The organism is Gracilibacillus alcaliphilus, from assembly GCF_016909015.1.
Taxonomy (GTDB): Bacteria; Bacillota; Bacilli; order Bacillales; family Amphibacillaceae; genus Gracilibacillus; species Gracilibacillus alcaliphilus.
Window position 1 is genome coordinate 39,160 of record NZ_JAFBFA010000001.1, and the last position, 20,048, is coordinate 59,207.

General features: G+C 39.1%; 18 protein-coding genes and 6 tRNA genes. 21 read left to right on the top strand and 3 right to left on the bottom strand.

Annotation, left to right across the window (positions count from 1 at the left end):
* The first annotated feature begins 28 nt into the window (after positions 1 to 28).
* From JOD18_RS00195 to phoU, 16 genes are all read left to right on the top strand, one after another.
* Positions 29 to 661: an NfeD family protein gene (locus JOD18_RS00195; RefSeq protein ID WP_204666871.1), complete on the top strand. Its 633-nt coding sequence runs from the start codon at positions 29 to 31 to the stop codon at positions 659 to 661.
* 700 nt (positions 662 to 1,361) lie between these two features.
* Positions 1,362 to 2,969, top strand: a complete 1,608-nt coding sequence (locus tag JOD18_RS00200) for a Na/Pi cotransporter family protein (RefSeq protein ID WP_420827775.1) — start codon at positions 1,362 to 1,364, stop codon at positions 2,967 to 2,969.
* A gap of 208 nt (positions 2,970 to 3,177) precedes the next feature.
* A tRNA-Asn gene (locus tag JOD18_RS00205) sits at positions 3,178 to 3,252 on the top strand.
* Between the two features lie 7 nt (positions 3,253 to 3,259).
* A tRNA-Met gene (locus tag JOD18_RS00210) sits at positions 3,260 to 3,333 on the top strand.
* 16 nt (positions 3,334 to 3,349) lie between these two features.
* Positions 3,350 to 3,425: transfer RNA gene (locus JOD18_RS00215), tRNA-His, on the top strand.
* A gap of 26 nt (positions 3,426 to 3,451) precedes the next feature.
* Positions 3,452 to 3,528, top strand: a tRNA-Ile gene (locus tag JOD18_RS00220).
* 12 nt (positions 3,529 to 3,540) lie between these two features.
* Positions 3,541 to 3,633 (top strand) — tRNA-Ser (locus tag JOD18_RS00225).
* Positions 3,634 to 3,656: 23 nt separating this feature from the next.
* Positions 3,657 to 3,732, top strand: a tRNA-Phe gene (locus JOD18_RS00230).
* Between the two features lie 530 nt (positions 3,733 to 4,262).
* Positions 4,263 to 4,874 carry a superoxide dismutase SodA gene (gene sodA, locus JOD18_RS00235; protein ID WP_204666873.1) on the top strand — a complete coding sequence of 204 codons (612 nt, stop codon included), beginning with the start codon at positions 4,263 to 4,265 and terminating at the stop codon, positions 4,872 to 4,874.
* A 231-nt stretch (positions 4,875 to 5,105) separates the two neighbouring features.
* Positions 5,106 to 6,350 (top strand): MFS transporter, encoded by a 1,245-nt coding sequence (locus JOD18_RS00240; RefSeq protein WP_204666874.1) that lies wholly within the window; start codon positions 5,106 to 5,108, stop codon positions 6,348 to 6,350.
* A 36-nt stretch (positions 6,351 to 6,386) separates the two neighbouring features.
* A complete protein-coding gene (locus JOD18_RS00245) occupies positions 6,387 to 8,516 on the top strand; it encodes a peptidoglycan D,D-transpeptidase FtsI family protein (RefSeq protein WP_204666875.1) in 2,130 nt (709 codons plus the stop codon).
* A gap of 426 nt (positions 8,517 to 8,942) precedes the next feature.
* On the top strand, positions 8,943 to 9,938 hold the full coding sequence (locus JOD18_RS00250) for a PstS family phosphate ABC transporter substrate-binding protein (protein ID WP_204666876.1): 996 nt from the start codon (positions 8,943 to 8,945) through the stop codon (positions 9,936 to 9,938).
* 92 nt (positions 9,939 to 10,030) lie between these two features.
* On the top strand, positions 10,031 to 10,984 hold the full coding sequence (gene pstC / locus JOD18_RS00255) for a phosphate ABC transporter permease subunit PstC (RefSeq protein WP_204666877.1): 954 nt from the start codon (positions 10,031 to 10,033) through the stop codon (positions 10,982 to 10,984).
* Entirely contained in the window at positions 10,984 to 11,871 is an 888-nt protein-coding gene (pstA, locus tag JOD18_RS00260) for a phosphate ABC transporter permease PstA (RefSeq protein ID WP_204666878.1), read from the top strand. The genes pstC and pstA overlap by 1 nt, the downstream gene beginning before the upstream one ends.
* 48 nt (positions 11,872 to 11,919) lie before the next feature.
* Entirely contained in the window at positions 11,920 to 12,759 is an 840-nt protein-coding gene (pstB, locus tag JOD18_RS00265) for a phosphate ABC transporter ATP-binding protein PstB (protein WP_204666879.1), read from the top strand.
* A gap of 20 nt (positions 12,760 to 12,779) precedes the next feature.
* On the top strand, positions 12,780 to 13,439 hold the full coding sequence (gene phoU / locus JOD18_RS00270) for a phosphate signaling complex protein PhoU (RefSeq protein WP_204666880.1): 660 nt from the start codon (positions 12,780 to 12,782) through the stop codon (positions 13,437 to 13,439).
* Between the two features lie 136 nt (positions 13,440 to 13,575).
* On the opposite strand, the gene JOD18_RS00275 is transcribed toward phoU, so the two are convergent.
* Positions 13,576 to 14,082, bottom strand: coding sequence for an endolytic transglycosylase MltG (locus JOD18_RS00275; RefSeq protein ID WP_204666881.1), 507 nt, complete (start codon positions 14,080 to 14,082; stop codon positions 13,576 to 13,578).
* Positions 14,083 to 14,112: 30 nt separating this feature from the next.
* Positions 14,113 to 14,451: a hypothetical protein gene (locus tag JOD18_RS00280; RefSeq protein ID WP_204666882.1), complete on the bottom strand. Its 339-nt coding sequence runs from the start codon at positions 14,449 to 14,451 to the stop codon at positions 14,113 to 14,115.
* Between the two features lie 160 nt (positions 14,452 to 14,611).
* On the opposite strand from JOD18_RS00280, the gene rpmG reads away from it, so the two are divergent.
* The 4 genes from rpmG to JOD18_RS00300 all read left to right on the top strand — a co-directional run bounded on the left by rpmG (position 14,612) and on the right by JOD18_RS00300 (position 17,375).
* Positions 14,612 to 14,761 (top strand): 50S ribosomal protein L33, encoded by a 150-nt coding sequence (gene rpmG / locus JOD18_RS00285; protein WP_143894352.1) that lies wholly within the window; start codon positions 14,612 to 14,614, stop codon positions 14,759 to 14,761.
* 127 nt (positions 14,762 to 14,888) lie between these two features.
* Positions 14,889 to 15,461, top strand: a complete 573-nt coding sequence (locus JOD18_RS00290) for a 5-formyltetrahydrofolate cyclo-ligase (RefSeq protein WP_204666883.1) — start codon at positions 14,889 to 14,891, stop codon at positions 15,459 to 15,461.
* A gap of 90 nt (positions 15,462 to 15,551) precedes the next feature.
* The gene (locus tag JOD18_RS00295) at positions 15,552 to 15,731 is read left to right on the top strand and encodes a hypothetical protein (protein ID WP_204666884.1); all 180 of its coding nucleotides are present in this window, start codon (positions 15,552 to 15,554) and stop codon (positions 15,729 to 15,731) included.
* 69 nt (positions 15,732 to 15,800) lie between these two features.
* Positions 15,801 to 17,375 (top strand): rhomboid family intramembrane serine protease, encoded by a 1,575-nt coding sequence (locus JOD18_RS00300; protein WP_204666885.1) that lies wholly within the window; start codon positions 15,801 to 15,803, stop codon positions 17,373 to 17,375.
* On the opposite strand, the gene JOD18_RS00305 is transcribed toward JOD18_RS00300, so the two are convergent.
* Positions 17,372 to 18,241, bottom strand: a complete 870-nt coding sequence (locus JOD18_RS00305) for a hypothetical protein (protein WP_204666886.1) — start codon at positions 18,239 to 18,241, stop codon at positions 17,372 to 17,374. The two genes, JOD18_RS00300 and JOD18_RS00305, sit on opposite strands and share 4 nt — an antisense overlap.
* Before the next feature lie 157 nt (positions 18,242 to 18,398).
* Here JOD18_RS00305 and JOD18_RS00310 point away from each other — a divergent pair, with 157 nt between their 5' ends.
* Positions 18,399 to 19,853 carry a spore germination protein gene (locus tag JOD18_RS00310; RefSeq protein WP_204666887.1) on the top strand — a complete coding sequence of 485 codons (1,455 nt, stop codon included), beginning with the start codon at positions 18,399 to 18,401 and terminating at the stop codon, positions 19,851 to 19,853.
* Positions 19,854 to 20,048: the final 195 nt, after the last annotated feature.

Sequence of the window (20,048 nt, forward strand, 5' to 3'; positions counted from 1 at the left end):
AAGATAAAAAGCAGGTAGGGGTGATCATATGTTTTTTTCTATTACGGCAGATTGGGTAAGTTTGCTTGTTGTAGGATTTGCAACACTTTTCTTAATTGGAGAATTATTGGTAAATGCAAGAGGCGTATTTGCCATTTTGGGTCTGGGATTTATTACCATTTATTTTTCATCTTTTTTAGATTTAAACATGTTTTTCATCATGATCTTGATTTATCTATTTGGCTTGATGCTAATTATGATTGATGGCAAAATTTTAAATGATGGAACACTTGCTGTGATCGGTTTGGTATGTATGCTTGTGTCAGTAGGCTTTGCTGCACCTAATTGGGTAGCCGGTCTATATGCCGTGATCGGGTTATTTATCGGGGCCTTTGCATCATTAGGCTTTTTGAAAGTGTTTAAAAAGCGCCAGATGTGGACCAAAATTACTTTATTTGATCAATTAAGTGAAGAGGCTGGCTATTCTAGCCTTAATCAATCATATCGTGAGCTTGTAGGTAAAACCGGCAAGACAATAACTGATATGCGGCCGAGTGGGACAGTGCTGATTGAAGATATAGAATACAGCGCTGTAACACAAGGGAAATGGATTACAAAAGATACTGATATTACAGTTGTCCAAGTAGATGGTACAAGGATCCTGGTGAAAGAGGTTAATTAATACTTGTTCATCGTGAGAAATAACAAACATTTCAACCGGTTAGGGTGAAGGAAATATTCGTCTCAATTTTATCAATATAGGGAATTAATAGAACTACTCACTATATAAGAATCGAAAGATCCATTTGGGTCAAATTCGATTCTTTTTTTTGGTGAAAATGGTACAGGGAGAGCCTTTAGCCATTAAGGTAAATGGATTTACTATTTACCTCTTTTAGAAAAAAATTATCCGGTTTTACTTGTTTTACAAAGGGAATAGAACCTATGTAAAACTATACGGGACGTGCAGTAAACAGGTTGGCACAAGTTATACACTGATCAAAAAATTCCAACGGAGATATTTTTTAAGGTTTTTTGTAATAAAGACTATCTTTATGGAGAATAGTTGTTATAATAGGGTTGTTTGTAAAGGTTTTGTAAATTTTAAATGAATCTCTTTACAAACATCGAACAAATAATTAATAATTAGGTGGTGTGTGTAAGGAAATATGTTTAATTTTGTGGAATATGGGGCAATCATGATATAACCTGACTTATGAATATACATAATGTGAGACTTCCATCAATGGGCATTGCGGACGATTAGTACGGTGATAAATATTAGAGATTATGCTGTACAGTACTTTTTACACAAAGGTTAAACAAAACAGATTAGTTTTTTCGAGAAGGGATGAATACTCTTGGAACTAGATTTTCAATCGATGTTATTTGAATTTATCGGTGGTTTAGGGATCTTTCTATTAGGGATCAAATATATGGGAGACGGGTTGCAGAAGATTGCCGGCGAACGCTTGCAATATTTCTTAGATAAAATGACCAGTAATCCATTTATGGGAGTACTTGCAGGTATTATCGTTACGATCTTATTACAGACTAGTTCAGGTACTACGGTTTTAACAGTTGGTTTAGTAAATGCTGGGTTTATGACACTGAGACAAGCAATCGGTGTTATTATGGGAGCGAATATCGGAACAACAATGACGGCATTTATTATTGGTTTCGATATTCAGGAATATGGACTACCAATTCTTGCAATTGGGGCACTGATGCTCTTTTTCTTTAAGAAAGAAAAATTGATGAATGTAGGTATCACTATTTTTGGTTTTGGTTCCTTGTTCTTTGGTCTTAAATTAATGGGAACAGGTCTAAAACCACTTAGTACACTCGACGCATTTCATGATCTAACTATAAGTATGTCCAATCATCCCATCCTTGGAGTGTTAGTAGGGACTGTACTGACTATGATTGTCCAAAGTTCAAGTGCTACGATAGGTATACTGCAAGGGCTTATGATGGAAGGCGCAATCCAATTACAAGCAGCCTTACCTGTTTTATTTGGTGATAATATTGGAACAACCATTACAGCGGTAATTGCTTCAATTGGTACTTCGATTGCTGCGCGTCGAGCAGCTCTGACACACGTTGTGTTTAATTTGATTGGCGCTGTTATTATACTAACATTCTTGGGTGCATACACCAATTTAATTGAGTATATACAAGGATTATTAGGCTTAAATCCAGCCATGACAATTGCTTTTTCGCATGGTATTTATAATCTGCTTAATACGATTATCCAATTTCCGTTTATTGGATTCTTGGCCTTTTTAGTTACGAAATTAATTCCAGGGGAAGATGTGGTAGTAAAATATAAACCACAGCATTTAGACCCTATTTTCTTGAAGCAGTCACCTTCGATTGCATTAGATCAAGCGAAATTAGAAGTGATTCGTATGGGTGAATATGCGATTAAGGGTATGACAGAAACAAGTATGTATATGAATACTAATAACCAGAAACACTCAGAAATGGCGATGCAGATTGAAGGGGCTTTAAATAATCTAGATCATGAAATTACGGATTATTTAGTGGAGTTATCCGGAAGTAACTTTACTGAAGTAGAACGCCACAGCCATTCGGCTTTAATCAATGCCGTTCGAGATATTGAGCGGATTGGGGATCACTATGAGAATATTATTGAATTAGTCAATTATAAACAATCCAATAAAGTAGATATTACCGAACAAGGAATGATCGACCTTAACGAAATGTTTGATTTAACCATTAGTACGGTAAAAGAAGCTATCCGAGCAATCGAGAATAACGATCGTGAAGCTGCCTTAAGTGTCATTCAGAAAGAGAATGCGATTGATAAAATGGAACGTAACTTACGCAAGAAGCATATCATTCGTTTAAATGAAGGAGCATGTACGGGGACGGCAGGTATTGTATTTGCGGATATTATCAGCAACCTAGAACGTATGGGAGATCATGCAGTTAACCTCGCAGATGAGGTATTAGAGAAGAAATAATCGCTTACTTCATAGTGGGATAAAAGTGATAAGTTATCAGTGGGGATGGATCACATCCTCACTGATAATAAACACTGGCTTTACCAGTTTATAGCTGTCACCGGCGCTATTTTAAGATCTTTTTACAAAAATATTTCAAAAACTATTGACTATAGTCATTAGCTATGATAAATTATTAAATGTCGCTTCGGTGATTACATACAAGCATTCCACAGTAGCTCAGTGGTAGAGCAATCGGCTGTTAACCGATCGGTCGTAGGTTCGAATCCTACCTGTGGAGCCATTATAAAGGCGGTGTAGCTCAGCTGGCTAGAGCGTACGGTTCATACCCGTGAGGTCGGGGGTTCGATCCCCTCCGCCGCTATCCAATAAACAATATGGCGATTGTGGTGAAGTGGTTAACACATCGGATTGTGGTTCCGACATGCGTGGGTTCGATCCCCATCAATCGCCCCATAAGAACATAGACTTTTGAAAGAAAAGGACCCTTAGCTCAGCTGGTTAGAGCTATCGGCTCATAACCGATCGGTCGCAGGTTCGAGTCCTGCAGGGTCCACCATCATTCAATCGCGGAGGAGTACCCAAGTCCGGCTGAAGGGATCGGTCTTGAAAACCGACAGGGGCTTCACGGCTCGCGGGGGTTCGAATCCCTCCTCCTCCGCCAATTCTATCTTAATACATATGTTAGGCTCGGTAGCTCAGTCGGTAGAGCAACGGACTGAAAATCCGTGTGTCGGCGGTTCGATTCCGTCCCGAGCCACCATTTTTAACAAGCTGACAAGAAAAGGAGCTTGTTTTTTTGTGCAATCGAAAGAATGCGCTTACCTGTAAGTCGTGTCGAAATTTGATTGTTGTTGGTTCAACTTGGAGTGAGTTCCAGTTTTCTTGTAAGATCAGCATTCCAATACAGCTATGATTAGCTATTTCAGAAATAAGCTCCATAAAAAATATCGAGAGCAAGGCAACCGCTGCAGCTGACCATTTCGCTTTCCGACGTACAGGACGTACTAGTGCAGACCGTGGCGGTTGTCGTCGCGATGTTAGTCGGCAGAGGGGCATAGAAAACAAAATGAAAGTGTCTTGTGCTTGAACAGATGTTGCACTTGTATTCTTGAGTGAAAGCGACTTCTCGGAGCGAACATCCCGCTTGGCTAAAAAGTAAAGGACCAAATGCTCTTCTTAGGTTTTCTAAAAAAGTAGGGAACCATAATATTTGCATTTTATTTCGATTGTTTGATACTATTTGTCATAGAGAGGTTCTCAAAATAAAAAAAGATTATAGGAGGATATAAGATGGCAAACTTTACTTTACCAGAACTGCCTTATGCGTATGATGCACTAGAGCCTCATATCGATAAGGAAACAATGAACATTCATCACACTAAACACCACAACACGTATGTAACGAAGCTAAACGACGCACTAGAGGGTCATGATGATTTGGCTAGTAAATCAATCGAAGACATTCTTGCAAATCTTGATGCCGTACCAGAGAGCATTCGTACAGCTGTTCGAAACAATGGCGGCGGTCATGCGAACCATAGCTTATTCTGGACGCTGCTTTCTCCAAATGGTGGCGGTGCGCCGTCAGGCGAATTGGCAGAGGCAATTGATTCAATATTTGGCAGCTTGGACTCATTCAAAGAGCAATTTGCAGCAGCAGCAGTTGGCCGTTTTGGGTCAGGTTGGGCTTGGTTAGTTGTTAACAATGGCAGCCTTGAAATTGTGAGCACACCAAATCAAGATACTCCTATTTCGGATGGTAAGTCTCCTATCTTAGGCTTGGATGTATGGGAACATGCGTATTACTTAAAATATCAAAACAAACGTCCAGATTATATCGCTGCATTCTGGAATGTAGTGGACTGGGATAAAGTAGCTTCTTTATATAATGAAGCGAAATAATCTGACTCCTAACCCAAAAAGGTTGTAGCCCTTGTGCTATGACCTTTTTTTATGTTAGCAAAATACAATGGATCCTGGCAGAGTGGATGTGTCTAGGATCCATTTCATTAGACAGGACAGCAGCTGATTGTGTTCGTTTATGAAAAAAGAGATCTGATATTCGCCTGTTTCGTTATGTATATCTCCGACCTTCTCGTCCACAATAAAGGGTAGATGTTGTGAGGTGTTAACATGGTGAGATTGATGAAAGCATGGCATAAAGATATGCCAAATCGACGGGATTTATTGTTGTTATTGTCCATTGGCGGATTGTACGCCTTGGCAACATTTCTATCCAATACCTTTGTGAATATTTATCTTTGGAAGCAATCCAACGATTTTGTAAGTATTGCGCTATACAACTTGTCCATTTGTGTCTTACAGCCTGTAGCATTTTTTGTTGCAGGCAAATGGGCGAAACGAATAGACCGCACCTTTGTACTTAGAATCGGTGTAGTATTTATGTCCATTTTTTACGTGACGGTATTAATCGCTGGAGAACATGCGTCTCAATATGCAATGCTCTTAGGTGCCTTGTTGGGAATTGGAGCAGGTTTTTACTGGCTGTCATTTAATGTGCTAACTTTCGAAATAACAGAACCAGAATCAAGGGATTTTTTCAATGGCACATTGGGTACCTTGCAATCTTTAGGTGGGATGATCGGTCCGTTTTTTGCCGGCTATATCATTACCAGGTTAGATAATTTTCAAGGATATAGTCTTATTTTTGTCTTATCCTTTATATTATTTGCGGTTGCGATGGTTTGTTCCTTCTTTTTAGCGAAACGAAAAGTCAAGGGAACTTTTTCTTTTAAACAGGTTCTTCAAGAACAGAAACAGAATAAAGATTGGCATTTGATGTTAGGTGCCCATGTGTTTCAGGGCTTGCGGGAAGGCTTTTTTGTATTTGTGATTGCAATTTGGGTGTTTTTGGCTACAGACAGTGAGCTGGCACTTGGTTCATTTAACCTTATTTTGTCTCTCTGCTCCTTGATCGGTTATTATTGGATAACAAATAAGAGCCAACCCAAGCACCGTAAAAAGCTTACCTTCTTTGGCGGTCTGATATTAGCGGTTAGTGTGACCTTGTTGGTTATTCAGACGAATTACTGGACCTTATTGATTTATGGTATGCTTGTCGGGTTTGCTTACCCGATGTTTAATATACCTTTTGTTTCTTTAACATATGATATTATTGGGAAGGCTAGGGGTGCGAAAAACTTGCGTATCGAATATATCATTGTCAGGGAAGTGTATATGAACATTGGCAGAATCTCGTCGATTGTCCTCTTTATTATTGCCGTCTCTTGGAAAGATCCAATGAAGATTATTCCGATCTTAATGTGTATCATTGGACTGGGAAACTTAGTGGCGTCTTTTTTTGTAAAACGTACCCATTTAGACACTTCCAGCCATGCAATATGGAATAAACAGTGATATAATAGAAGGGATGTCTGAGTAAGGGGGAAGAAAATGGATTTTAACCAAGATTTCAAGAAGGGGAAAAAGAAATTAAAGAAAAAGAAATCACAGCTTCCTTTTCGTTTAAACATACTATTTATTTCGGTATTTGCTATTTTTTCCTTATTGATTATCCAATTAGGTGTCGTGCAAATCCTGAATGGTGAAGAAGCACAGCGGCAAATTAATCAAACCGAGAATACTCCGTCCGAAAAACCGGTCCCACGAGGGAAGTTCTACGACAGTCAGTACAACTTAGTCTTAGATAATCAGGCTGTAAAGTCGATTACGTATACACCGCCCAAAAATGGTGATACAGCAGAAAATAAGCTAAAGTTAGCAGAAGATTTGGCTAATTATATAACCATATACAAAGATGAAGAAGAATTGGAGGACGTTATAACAGACCGGGACAGACGAGAATATTACTACTTATTGCATGCAGAAGAGATTCAAGAACGACTAACCGAAGAAGAGGAGGACTTAGATCCGGGTGAAAAGTATCAAGAGGAATTAAAGTCGATAACCGATGAAGAGTTAGCCTCCATTGACTGGAATCATGATCTGTTAAATGTGATTGCAATAAAAAAAGAGCTGGATGCAGCCTATGAATTGTCCCCTCATGTCATAGTAAACGAAGGATTGACAGATGAAGAATATGCCAAGGTATCTGAACATTTGCCGGAAATGGTCGGAATCGATGCAGTGATTGACTGGGACCGCAAACCATTGTACGATGATACTTTTAGTTCTTTCCTAGGGAATTTGACCAGTTCGGATAATGGTATTCCTGATGAGAACAGTGAGTATTATTTAGCTAATGGCTATACATGGAATGACCGTGTCGGGACAAGCGGTCTTGAACAGCAGTATGAACATGTCCTGCGCGGCCGCAAAGAAAAAGTGAAATACACAACCGATACCAATGGTACAGTTATTAATTCAGAGGTGGTAGTGGAAGGACAGCGCGGTAAAGATATTGTACTGACTGTTGATATGGATTTACAGGAAGAATTAGATAATATTGTCGAAGATGAGCTGCGCACCGCAATCAACCATCCGGTAAATAATTCGGGCTACCTTGAGGATGCAATGGCTGTCTTAATGGATCCCCGAACCGGCGAAATTCTGGCCATGTCAGCAATTAGGTATGATCGGGAAGAGAAAGAATATTTAAATAATGCCTACCGCAATGTTTATGATTCCCATGCACCTGGTTCCTCCATTAAAGGGGCAACAGTATTAGCTGGATATCAAGAAGGAGTTATTGATATTGGTACAGTATTAGATGAATCACCGATTAAGATCCGGGGTTCTGCAGAGAAGTCTTCTTATGCTTACCTTGGTTCCAGCCTAAATGATGTGCAGGCCTTGGAGAAATCATCCAATGCTTATATGATGCGGATTGCCTTACGAATCAGCGGGGCAACTTATCAACGCAATGAACCGCTCTACAACTTTAATTTTGATGCCTTTAATACCTTCCGAAATTACTACAGCCAGTTTGGTTTAGGTGTTAGTACAGGTGTAGATTTGCCGTTTGAGGCAAATGGTGTAATTGGTACAAATCCATTAGCAGGTAACTTGCTCGACTTGTCGTTTGGTAACTATGATGCCTATACAACATTACAACTGGCACAATATGTGGCTACAATAGCCAATGATGGCTATCGAATGCGTCCGCATTTAGTAAAAGAAATCCGTGAACCGGGTACTGGTGATGGTATGCCGGGAAAATTAATCGAATCAATTGATCCAGAAGTATTGAATCGCATTGATATGGAGGAAAAATATATTGAGCGGGTTCAAGAAGGATTCCGCCGGGTATTTACAAGTGGTACGGCTCAAAGCCATTGGAGCAGTATTCCATATGAAGTTGCTGGAAAAACCGGTACCGCACAAAATCCGCAATATGTTAATGGTGAGATCAGGGATACCGAAAATTTAACTCTTGTTGGCTACAGTCCAGCAGAAGATCCGGAAGTTGCTTTTGCGGTAGTTGTACCGAAGAATGGGACGGGATCTAATCAGTATCCAATCAATCATGAAATCGGCAAAAGGGCGATCGAAGCCTATTATGAATTGAAAGACAAAACAGATGATGAAAAAGTAGATGAAGTAAATGACCATGAAGAAGAATAACCACTTGTGCTGCTTTGAAAACAATGAGATGGAATACAACTGCTTGACATGGCGGAAATTAACCCTTGCCAAAAGTTTATATGGTACGAAGTAATAAAGAAGGACTAGAGAGATCTAGTTCTTCTTTTATTTTTTTATCACAAAGCTAACTGTCCATAACATAAGTGTTCGAGCAGAGTAACAAACAGGGGTATAGGAAGAACTGAAAAATGTAAAGTTATATCTTGGATAAAAGATAATTATCATTACTGCCTGCTGCTTTATTGCGTAATCTAATAGTATTGCCACCTTTACCTTTTTTAATCTACATTTACGATTTCTTTACAATCGGTTAATAGTACATTAATAATTGTTGGGTATTATAGGTGTAGAAGCTCAGATAAGACAGCTTCACCAATATTTATAGATACTGGGGGCAATAAAGAGATGAAAAACAAAATGAAATGGTTAGCAATTGGTTTATTTACAATTTTAACAGCAGGTTTGTTAGCAGCTTGTGGCAGTGGTAATGAAGAAAGTGGCAGTTCTGCTGAAGGTGGAGAATCTGCTGAAAGTGGAGAATCTGCTTCAGGGGAAGAATTGGAAGGTAAAGTGGCTATCGATGGTTCAGGTACTGTTTATCCGTTAATGGCAAAATTAGCAGAAGAATATATGATAAATGAACAGCCAAACGTATCGGTCGAAGTAAGCAGGGCAGGAACAAGTGCAGGATTTGAGAAATTCCTAGCAGAAGGCGGTACAGACTTCAATGATGCCTCACGACCTATTAAGGATGAAGAGACAGCGAAAGCAGATGAACTTGGAATAGATGTTATGGAAATTAAGGTAGCCTTAGATGGTTTAACCATAGTAACTAGTCCTGACAATGATTGGGTAACGGAATTAACGGCAGAACAAATAAATGATATTTTCTTAGGAAATGTCACACAATGGTCTGATATTAATCCAGACTGGCCAGCAGAAGATATTCAAACGTATGGTCCTAATGAGAACCATGGAACATATGAATTTTTCTATGAAGGAATTTTAGAAGAACAAGACATGGTTAGTGGTATCAACCTTCAACAAGATTATTCTACACTTGTAACATTGATTTCAGAAGATCCGAATGCAATTGGTTTCTTCGGATTTGGGTACTATGACAGTAATCAAGACAAATTAAATGCCGTTGGAATTGATTTTGGTGAAGGTGCTGTTGTTCCATCACTTGATACCATCGGTGAAGAAGGACCATATGCCGATTATACTCGTCCCGTATTTACTTACTTAAATGTAGGTAATGCACAAGAAAAACCAGAAGTTTTGGACTTTACTAAGTTTATCGCTGAAAAAATCAATGATTTTGCGGGTGAAACAGGATTTGCTCCAATTCCAGATGAGGAACTACAAACTCAATTAGAAGAAATTGAAAGTATTCAATAATCAATACATGCAGGAAATTTACCGTAACAACAGTAAAATGAGGGACAAGATCTCATTTTACTGTTTGTTTACCAAAGGAGTTGCCAAAGTAAATGACTAGTCACAGCAAAAAAGAGAATAATGCTGTTTCAGTCAGTGAAATGATTGCGCAAAATAAGCAGAAGAAAAGTTTTCATAACTTTAATGAAAAAAGCATACCAGTGTTTCTTTTCTTGCTTGCGTCCATCACGATACTGACAACTATAGGGATATTGTACACATTAATTTCGGAAGCAATCCATTTCTTCATGGAAGTGCCGATACTTGATTTTTTTACAGGTACAGAGCTAAAACCGCTTAGTCAAGATCCGCAGTTTGGAATACTGCCTTTGTTAAATGGAACGCTTATCTCATCGATCATTGCAATTTTAGTTGCAGGTCCAATTGGTTTAATGTCAGCTATTTACTTGAGTGAATATGCATCTGATAAGGTAAGGAGGGTGCTGAAACCTTTATTAGAGGTTTTGGCGGGTATTCCAACCATTGTTTATGGTTTCTTTGCCTTCACATTTGTTACACCAATCATTCGCGCCATTTGGCCGCAAGTAGAGGCTACAAATATTTTAAGCCCAGGGCTGGTAATGGGTGTCATGATCATTCCGATGATTGCTTCTTTATCAGAGGATGCAATGTCATCTGTTCCTAACCGTATTCGGGAAGGCTCACTTGCTATGGGTACAACCAGATTAGAAACAACGTTTAAAGTGGTAATTCCAGCAGCACTGTCTGGTATCATTGCTTCCTTTGTATTAGCGATTTCTAGGGCAATTGGTGAAACAATGATTGTGACTATTGCCAGTGGGAGCTCAAAGAATTTCACATTTGACTTGACACAATCGATGCAGACAATGACAGCCTACATTGTTGAAGTATCTGGCGGGGAAGCACCTGCTGGTTCAACCTTGCATTATAGTTTATATGCTGTTGCATTAACCTTGTTTGCATTTACTTTAATCATGAATTTACTGGCAAAGTATGTCTCTCGTAAATTTAGGGAGGAATATTAATGGCAAAGTCACAAGCAGTAATGCGTCAACCTAATAAAATCAATGCAAGAGTCCGTATAAATACATTTTGGAAGTCAATATTTTTCCTTTCTACTTTATTTGGCCTTTTTGTGCTGGCAATTTTGATTTACCGAGTGGTAGCGGATGGGATGGCCTGGTTAGATCTCTCATTCCTCACTTCACGTTTATCAACCGATCCTAATACGGCAGGTATTTCTGGAGCCATTCTCGGCACTTTATGGGTCATGTTAGTAGTGATACCTGTTACCTTGATAGTAGGTGTGGGAACAGCGATATATTTAGAAATGTATGCCAAAAAGGGTTTTATGAAATCGATCATCGAAACTAATATTGCTAACTTAGCTGGTGTTCCATCCATTGTCTATGGATTATTAGGCTTAACCGTATTTGTTCGGCTAATGGCTTTTGGAAATGTTGTCTTGGCTGGTGGTTTGACCTTATCTTTATTAGTTTTGCCAATCTTAGTTGTATCTGCTCAAGAGGCATTAAGAGCTGTCCCAGGTTATTTAGAGGAAGCTTCTTATGGAATGGGGGCCACAAAATGGCAGACAATTCGTCGGATCATTTTACCAGCAGCTATTCCAAGTATCTTAACCGGTGCTATCTTGGCTATGTCACGAGCTATTGGTGAGACAGCACCATTGACGGTTCTTGGAATCCCGGCGTTGTTAATACCACTTCCAGGTGGTTTGTTTGATACGTTTACAGCATTACCAATGCAAATTTACTATTGGACACTTGATTCTTCTTTAGTAGCGGAATATGCGAATTTAGCAGCGGCAACTATCATTGTATTGTTGGTTATTTTATTCATTTTAAACTCTATCGCGATTTTTATCCGCAATAAATATCAACAATCATACTAATCATTCAGTTATGCGAGAGAAAACAACAGATAAGCAAGGAGTGGAAACATGAGTACACTGACAGAGAAAGGCATTAAAATCGATCTGCAGACTAGTCAGGACGATAAGGAAGCACTATCACAGATAAAAGAAAAATCAGTGATTTATGATACGAAGAATTTAGATTTATGGTATGGAAACAGCCATGCGCTCAAGAATATTAATTTAGAAATATTGGAAAATGAAGTAACAGCTATTATTGGGCCGTCGGGTTGTGGAAAATCAACGTATATTAAGACTTTAAATCGAATGGTTGAATTAGTGCCTGGTGTGAGCACATCTGGCAGTATTTCTTACAAGAATAAAAATATTTTAGATAAATCGATCAAGGTGGAAGATCTAAGAACACAAGTTGGTATGGTATTCCAAAAGCCAAACCCTTTTCCTAAATCTATTTATGAGAATATAGTTTATGGTCCAAGAATTCATGGAATCAAGAAGAAAGCTATTCTCGATGAAATTGTCGAGAAAAGCTTACGCGGAGCAGCTATTTGGGATGAGGTCAAGGATCGTCTTCACCAAAATGCTTATGGTTTATCAGGCGGACAGCAGCAGCGTATCTGTATAGCACGTTGTTTAGCAGTAGAGCCTGATGTTATCTTAATGGATGAACCAACCTCTGCGTTAGATCCTATATCTACGTTGAAAATTGAAGAGCTGATGAAAGAGTTAAAAAAGCAATATACGATTATTATCGTGACACACAACATGCAACAGGCAGCACGAATTTCGGATAAAACCGTCTTTATGTTAAATGGAGAAGTAGTTGAATTCTCAGAAACAGATCAACTATTTTCTAATCCATCAGACAAGCGGACAGAGGATTATATTACAGGACGTTTTGGCTAAGAAGGGAGCTGTCTATTGGTATGGTAGCAAGATCAATGTTCCATGCGGAACAACAACATATCGAAAAATTAATTATTGAATTTGCAAATAAAACGAAAGAGCAGTTATCCAAGGCGGTTGACTGTCTTTATAAGGCAGATGTGGCAAAAGCAAAGCAAGTTATTGATCAAGATAAACAATTGGACGCATTAGATCATCAGATTAATGATGAAGCGATTGTGCTGATTGCGAGACAGCAGCCGGTAGCCAGAGATCTACGCAGACTGGTGGTAGCCCTACGCATATCAACTGATTTGGAACGAATGGCTGATAATGCAAAGAATATCGCAAAGGCAACGGTTCATCTTGGCAGTAATCCAAGGGTGAAGCCTCACTCGGCTATACGGGAAATGAAGGAAATAGCGATAGAAATGATTGATTTGGCGATGAAGGCTTATGAGTATGAGGATATTACCTTAGCAAGAAGACTGGCCTCATTAGACGATATGATTGATCAATTTTACGGCACAATTATGAAAGAATTATTGGAAGAAAAGGCAACCGATCCAGAGGAAATACAACATGTGATGCAAATGGCATTTAGCGGCCGTTATGTAGAGCGGATTGGTGATCATGCCACCAATATCGGGGAAGATGTTATGTACCTGGTTAAAGGCGAATCATTAGATTTAAATGAATAATCGAGAGAGCTTTGAGTAAGTTGGTTTTATGCAAAATGGAAATCATCTGTTAAACGGGCGGTTATATCTTACCAGTCAGTGTCCGAAGACATTGGCTTTTTTTGTTGTAAAAAGAAATACGGAGTGCTCTGAGAGGCTACTCCGTATTTTGTCTAGTTAATGTATTAGCTAATTCTTCTGGTGACACATCGGTTTCTACAGTAAATTCACCAGCTTGGATAAATCTGCTTAAGTCATTTTCTGTCAAATATGTAGTAAATGCTTGAGGATCATCTAAAACATTGTTTTCTTCTAATAAAGCTATAATATCGCTGATTCCCATGCCAGACTCAATCATAATCGTAATCATGTGGCCATCTGCCTCTTCATTATCAGCATCTTCTGTTTCTGCATCGATTCCCTCTTCCTGATCCGGCGAGTTTATATTAGTTGTTTCCTCATCTTCTTGATCTTCTACACTTACTGCCATTTCTTCGTCATATACATAATAGCCATTGCTTTCTACTAGTTCGATAGCTTCTTCGACTGTTACGGGAGAAGAAGCTTGATTAGAGCTGTCCTCATCAATAAAGTAAATGATCATAAAAATAATACCAGCCGTAATTAAGCCTAAAGAAAAAGCTCTCACGATTTGTTTCAACATTCATCCCTCATTTGTAGTGAATTCCAGTGGTTATTTAACAATAGCAATTACATCATACTCATCTAAATTCAGTTGTTCTGCAATAGAATCTGTATCATGTCCTTGCTGGTATAATTCTTTTACTTCGCTTATAACAGAAGCAGACATCTGGGTTTTAAACTGTAATGAGCGCTGCATAGAGAAGTCATCCATTAATAGTTCCTCTTCTAAGACATTGATTTTTTTCTTTAATTGATAGGTTTCTTGTAGTGATGAGATAGATAATTGTTCCATTTGTTCTTCAAGATGTTTAAATTTATCTTGTAAGAAAAAGGATGTTATCCACAAAACTACACCTATAACGATAACAGTACCAATTGCGAAAATCATGACTTTCCTCCTAAAGTATATTTCATAATTTAGTTATACCATATTTGCTGCATGGATTAAACAATTACTTGAAATAATCGACGGTTTTTGCTATGATATTTGAGGAAGTGTTTCGATTATGAATCGGAAACTATGTTCGATTTAGTTTGGAGGGAAAATGATGCGCGTTAATATTACATTAGCTTGTACGGAAACAGGTGATCGTAATTACATTACGACTAAAAATAAACGTAAACACCCAGAACGTATTGAGCTTAAAAAATATAGCCCACGTTTGAAACGTCATACGTTACACCGTGAAACAAAATAAGTATGTAAAAGAACCTTTACTCTGTCCAAAGTAAGGGTTTTTTTCATATGATGGGTTTTGTCTCACTTGACAGAACAGAGAGAACTAAATCATTATGTTAGACGCTAGTATAGTAGGTGACAAGGTAATGGATGATATAAAACAACAACTGCGCCGGCAAACAATGACTTTATGGAGGTTACATCATAACCGGAAGGTCACAGAACAACAATTGTATCAGCATTTGTTTCGTTTACCCGAATGGAGCACAGCTTCTGTCCTGGCAATCACCCTTTCCAAAGGGTTAGAATGGCAGACTGGACCAATTATGCAGAAAGCCCAAGCCTTAGGAAAACAGGTGGTGATTCCGCGCACGGATCCGGCAACATATGAGATGTCTTTTCATGTATATAAAGAAGGAGATCCTTTAGAAGTAACATGGAAAACACTGCAAGAACCGTTAGGCACTGCCACAGCTATAAGCAAACAGGAGATTGATTTAGTAATTGTACCTGGGATTCTATTTGATAAACAAGGTTATCGGATTGGATACGGCGGTGGTTTCTATGACAGATTTTTAGCCGATTATCAAGGTGCTACTGTTGCCTTAGCCGCTGATTTTCAAATTGTCGAAGCACTAATTACAGAAGAGCATGATATTCCTGTTGATGTGCTTATCACCAATTTTGGCAAGATATTTTGCTCTGCCAAACAACGCTAGATCAGAAAGATATAGTTGCGGCCAGTTTCTTTACATAAAAAAATAGCTTTACGGACAAACTTTTGATAGAACATCTAAGGAGTGAAAAAGATGAAACTATTAAAGGTTTTTTTGGTAATTGGCAGTATTGGGATGGTGTGGTTTGGCCGAAAACAAATAGTCAATACGGCCGTAAGCATACCAATATTAAGAAAAAGCGGCGTGCGAATCATGATGAGCATTCCTTACTTTCGTAAAAAAATGGTCCATTCAATTTTTTCTCAGCATTAATGACTTATTATTGTTCCAGCTTACCGATAACATGGTATGATGAGAACAATAGTAAGGTGGGTGTTGTCCATGCTAGTAGATAATCAATTTGTGCAATGTAAACTAGTCCTTCATTTAATGGAAGAAGAACATTATGAGTTACTTACAGCTTCTCCAGATTTTCAAAATTATTTGTTATGGAAACGTGAGAAACGTCATAGTCATATCGTTCATGTTTCCACTAAACAAGCAGAATGGCGGGAGGATTTGCTGCGTTCGGTTCAATCAGTGGAAGAGAATGTGTTAAAGAATTTGCAGCAAGCCTTATTATTTCAAAAGGTCTCCTTCTATCACTTGTTTATCAATGAATACCAGCCTCTGGAAGGTGGGAGGCAAGCACAGGAACCTGTGAAAAAGTATAAGAAAATCGAGTCCTCCAAAGTATATATATGGGAGAGAGAGGATCAGGAAGATCTTGTTCGCTTTTTTAGAGAGGCCAAGCTGCAGAAACCTTTAAGTTTTACTGTATCTGGACAGGGGCTGTATCTTACCTATGAAGTGCAAGCCTTACAGCAACGGATTAGTCAGCTTCATAAACAGGAAGCCAAAAAAGTACAACATGTTTTTCGGCGTGCCAAACCGTACATCACTTATTTTCTGCTTGTTATCAATGTAGTGTTGTTTCTCCTGGTGGAATCGCAGGGCGGATCGATGAATCCTGAGGTATTGATTGAGTTTGGCGCCAAATATAATATAGCCGTCTTAGATGGAGAATGGTGGCGGATTATTACCTCGATGTTCCTTCATATTGGAATCCTGCATCTGCTTCTCAATATGATGGCCTTATTTTTTATCGGCACTTTAGTAGAACGGATGTATGGAAATCTGCGGTTTTTCTTGATTTATTTTCTTTCGGGAATTGCTGGCGGTCTTTGCAGTTTCGCTTTTAATCCAAGTGTTGGGGCAGGTGCCTCTGGTGCCATTTTTGGCTTGTTTGGCGCCTTGTTATATTTCGGCTTGAAGAAGCCAAATCTATTTTTTAAAACGATAGGTGCCAATGTGATTTTTATTGTAATCCTAAATATAATCTTCGGCTTTACCATACCGCAGATCGATAACGGTGCTCATTTGGGCGGCCTAGTGGGTGGCTTTATTGTGGCCGCAATGGTTATGCTGCCGGAAATGAAAGCAAGGTTGCAGCAGCTGCTTGCCTTGGTCGTTTATTTGATGTATGTAGCCGGTGTCATTTGGTATGGTGTATCTAATGACGAGGTGCAAAATCATGAAACACTGAGAGGGCAACATGCCCAGCAATTATTAGCAGAAGAAAGGTACCCGGAGATGGTAGAAACGATTGATCAAGCGCTGCCATATGCAAATGAGTTAAAGCCGGAGCTGTTATTCCTCCGCTCTGTCGCCTATATCCGCTTATCGGATTATGTTCAAGCGGAGACAGATTTAAAGGAAGTAGTGGAGGAACGGCCTGAATTTGAAGAGGCATGGTTTAACTTAGCCTTGTTATATCATCAGGAGGATAGACAAGAAGAAGCTCTAGCGGCAATGGAACAATTGTTAGAGATAAATGACAGAGAAGAAAATTATCAAGAGTTGTATGAAGAAATACTAAGCGATGTTCCGGCATCAGATACAGGAAAGCAATCTTAAGGTTGCTTTCCTGTTTGCTGACGTAAGCTCTGTACTTGCTGATCAGGTGTGTTATATAGGACAAGTAAATGGTCATGTTTCACACTAAGCAGAATCAGGGGCATATTCACCTTGGTCAAGTTGTTGTCATCAATAAGCGGGATTAAATAATTGCGATATAGTCCCTCCCATAACTGGCCCATGATCTGATCTGTTTCTGCTTGAGTAAACCCTTGCATAGGATGCCGTTGAAATTGGATAAGATCTATCAGCGGTACTTGATCGTACTGATCTACATCAATTTGTTGATCTGCCATCCACTGTTTCCAAGTGGTTTGTAGCCTTTGTCTTGTGGCTTGATCCAACTGGTCCTGCCATGGCTGCTGGTCAGGTGTTGCCTTTTTGAAAGAAACAAGTTCTTCAGTGAGGTACAGATGGTCTGCAGACATCTGTTGGATACTGCGTATTTCTTCTTTTGGATAATGAATTTCACCATGATGATAGGAAATGGATTGAAGCAGGGTATTTTTATCAGCAGGAAAATCGGAATCAAGTGTAATCTTTGCTTCATTTTGTTTCCATATGCTTTGTATCCCAAACAGGTAACCATTTTTGAATACGAGCGAAATATCTTGCCGAAGATACATCTTTTGATTGGAAGCACTATGTGAATGCCATTTTATCTGTTCGCTGTCTTGTTCGGTGTCTTCTGATAAGCTGAGTTCAGTAGCTGCTTCAACAAAATGAGCAGCTTCATCGGGAGGGAAGTATTGAATTGTTTCTTCCGCCAAGTCTTTTTGCAGCAATAGGGCTAATACAATAATCATAAATAGAATGCAGAGAATGGTGTGCCAACGTCTAGTTAAAAAGGTTCGATATTTTTTCATAAACTGCCGCCTTTCCTTATCCAGCTTTTCCATGTTTGTTTACCAGTATAAAGTGACAATCCGTGCAATTTATCCTGGCTTGTCCCATTTCCTGTTGTATGAAATTGGCCTATTTGGCAAATGCTATCTGAAAACAGGGATAGAAAGAGGGCGCTGAATGGATCAACTAGATTCTTTATATTATGACTATGAGGCAAAGGTACAATATATACATGATTACCTAGCTGTTGATAAGAGTTTTGATTTGATACATCTTGATGTAAAATATGCTGGAAAACGAATGAGTTTATTTCTAGTAGACGGTTTAGTGAAAGATGATATCCTGCTTTATCTCATGCAGTTCCTAGCTCAACTGGATGAGGAGGCTTTAAGCAGTGATCCGCTAGAACGGTTAATCAAGTCCAATATACCTTATGTAGAAGTAGATGTAGAAAAAGATATACAGACAGCCGCAGATCTGGTTCTGTCCGGTCCTACTGCCCTTGTGGTGGAAGGTATTGCCGAAATTATTATGATTGATGCTAGAACGTACCCAGTTCGAGGACCGGAAGAACCAGATTTGGAACGGGTAGTTCGCGGGGCAAGAGATGGCTATGTGGAAACGATTGTTTTTAATACGGCTTTAACAAGACGGAAAGTACGCGATCGCTCATTACGAATGGAGTATATGACAATTGGCAGACGCTCAAAGACAGATATTTGTATCTGCTACTTAGACGATATTGCCGACCCCAAGAAGGTAACAATGCTCCAAGATCACCTGGAGCGAATTGATACCGATGGATTACCGATGGCAGAGAAGACAATTGAAGAATATTTAAGTGAGAACACGTGGAACCCGTATCCGACAATCAGGTATACGGAACGGCCGGATACGGCGGCTGAACATTTGTATGAAGGGCATATTCTTGTGATGGTGGATGGTTCACCAAGTGTGATGATTACCCCATCCACTTTTTGGCATCATTTGCAACATGCGGAAGAGTATCGGCAAAAACCATTTATCGGGGTCTATTTGCGATTGGTTCGGTTCATTGCTGTTTGGTCGTCGATTTTTATTTTGCCGCTTTACTATCTTTTATCGATAGAAGCAGATCTGCTTCCAGAGAAGTTAATCTTTATTGGCCCTAATGAGATTGGCATGATACCTTTAATATTACAATTTCTCATAGCGGAGGTTGGAATTGATGTATTGCGAATGGCCGCTATTCATACACCGTCTGCCCTGGCTACAGCACTGGGTTTAGTTTCTGCGATTATTATCGGACAAATTGCCGTTGAGGTAGGATTGTTTTCTAATGAAGTAGTCCTTTATCTGGCTGCAGTGGTGATGGGGACCTTTGCAACACCTAGTTATGAATTAAGTCTAGCTAACCGTATCATTCGCTTGTTATTGCTAGTGGTGACGGCTCTGTTTGGCTTGAAAGGATTTGTTCTTGGCACAACACTTTATATTTTGTACTTAACACAATTGAAGACTTTTTATATTGGGTATTTTTGGCCGTTTATCCCGTTTGATGGTAAGGCCTTTTTACAGGTACTGCTGCGTCTGCCAGTTACTCAGAATTCCCAACGACCGGCCTTTTTAAATCCTAAAGATCCGGATCGATAAATAACAATTATGGATGGTTATTTCCTACGTTCAATTAAAATATGCTAATGGTGTTTTGCCGTGTTAAAGCGTGCAAACGCCATTTTTTTATGTAAAAGCATAAACAGTGATATGAGTCTAGAGGATTTTTGAGGTTAGGATCTTGTAGGTATTTTTATTTCTTTTTACCTTTGATTTTGTTATAATATCTTAGGT